Origin of the sequence: Butyrivibrio sp. AD3002 (genome assembly GCF_000420905.1) — a bacterium.
Taxonomy (GTDB): domain Bacteria; phylum Bacillota; class Clostridia; order Lachnospirales; family Lachnospiraceae; genus Butyrivibrio.
Window position 1 is genome coordinate 1 of record NZ_ATVV01000070.1, and the last position, 1,521, is coordinate 1,521.

The following is a 1,521-nucleotide window of genomic DNA, read 5'->3' on the forward strand; positions in this document are numbered from 1 at the left end:
CGTATAATCCAATCATGTTAGAAAAGTGATTGGATTATTCCTTTCTCCCAGGTTCTCTGGGCTATTTCTAATCCTTTTCTGATATATTTATTTAGGCACTGTGGATCTGTTGCTATTTCATTACAGCTTTGACTGGTACGAGGTGACTCAGACCACAGCTTTTCGTCTAATACTGGTAATTAGTTTGTTAACGCTTGACGTTTAGATTTACGTGATTACACAGTCGATTTCTCTGTGGTAGACAACAGTGCCAACTATAATAATCAGGAGGTTTTATCTAATGTCTATGTACTTTGCAGGAATTGATATTTCCAAGTACAAACATGATTGCTGCATTATAGCTGCAGCCGATCAATCTGTAACAGCTAAGTTCACTTTCAAAAACAATAAAGAAGGATTTGAACAGCTTCTCACTACAATCAACTCATTATCCGGTCCTGAGGACATAAGAATAGGGTTTGAATCAACATCTCATTATGCCCTGAATCTTGAGCTTTTCCTTGAAAACGCCTCGCTAACGTTCATGGAAGTAAATCCAGTCCTGATATCGGAATATAAAAAATCGACCACTCTAAGGCGTACAAAAACCGATTCTGTTGACTGTGAATCCATTGCTCGCTGGTTAATGACTGTTGAGTACAAACCCCATTCAAAAGGATTTTATCACTCTTATTCTTTAAAGTCATTAACACGTCTTCGTGACAGGTTAGTCCGTCAAAGATCCTTATATCTTGTTAAACTCACAAATGTTCTTGATCACACTTTTCCGGAGTTCAAGCCATTCTTTAATGAGAGCTTTTCTAAAACTGCTTTATATTTATTAGAAAACTACGGCTCTGCCGAGAACATGTCTGCCATGAATGAAACAGACTATAACGAACTCCGACGCATATCTCGTGGTAAGTTCTCTCCTCAACAGTTCTTGGAGTTGAAGCGTTTAGCGGCTGATACTGTTGGTATCAATAATTCTATATTTGATGTTGAACTTGAAAGCTTACTATCCCTATACAAATCCTTGGTCAAAGAAATCAATACTCTTGAGGGTGAGATTATAAGGCTCATCAAAGAAGTTCATCCTCATTTCATGACCATTCCAGGAATTGGTCCTATTTCTGCTGCAGTAATCTACGCAGAATACGGGGATATCTCTAACTTTTCATCACCCGCACAGATGCTTGCTTTTGCTGGAATTGAACCAAGTGTAAATGATTCCGGTACAGAATCCAACGGTGGCAAAATGGTAAGGCATGGATCATCTCAGTTGCGGTATGTATTGCTAAACTGCTGTATTCCTTTAATTCGTTTCGATATGACTTTTGCAACTTATTATGCCAAGAAACGTCATGAAGGCAAACCACATAGGGTAGCTATAACCCACGTTGCGAAGAAACTCATCCGAGTAATCTTTGCTTTAGAAAAACAGGACATAGACTTCAATTCTCAAAAACTACGCTAATCACGAATAGCATCGAATCCGGTTACCATCTGAAATACGATGTATTCAGATGGTTTATTAAAGTT

1 protein-coding gene is annotated in these 1,521 nt (G+C 38.3%); it reads left to right on the forward strand.

Annotation, left to right across the window (positions count from 1 at the left end; all coding sequences use genetic code 11):
- Positions 1–280: 280 nt before the first annotated feature.
- Positions 281–1,456, forward strand: a complete 1,176-nt coding sequence (locus G596_RS0120250; RefSeq protein ID WP_022763603.1) for an IS110 family transposase — start codon at positions 281–283, stop codon at positions 1,454–1,456.
- The last annotated feature ends 65 nt before the right edge of the window (positions 1,457–1,521 follow it).

Bases quoted from the DNA above. Each gene is read 5' to 3' on its own strand.
- G596_RS0120250 (WP_022763603.1), top strand. From the start codon at position 281: ATGTCTATGTACTTTGCAGGAATTGATATTTCCAAGTACAAACATGAT.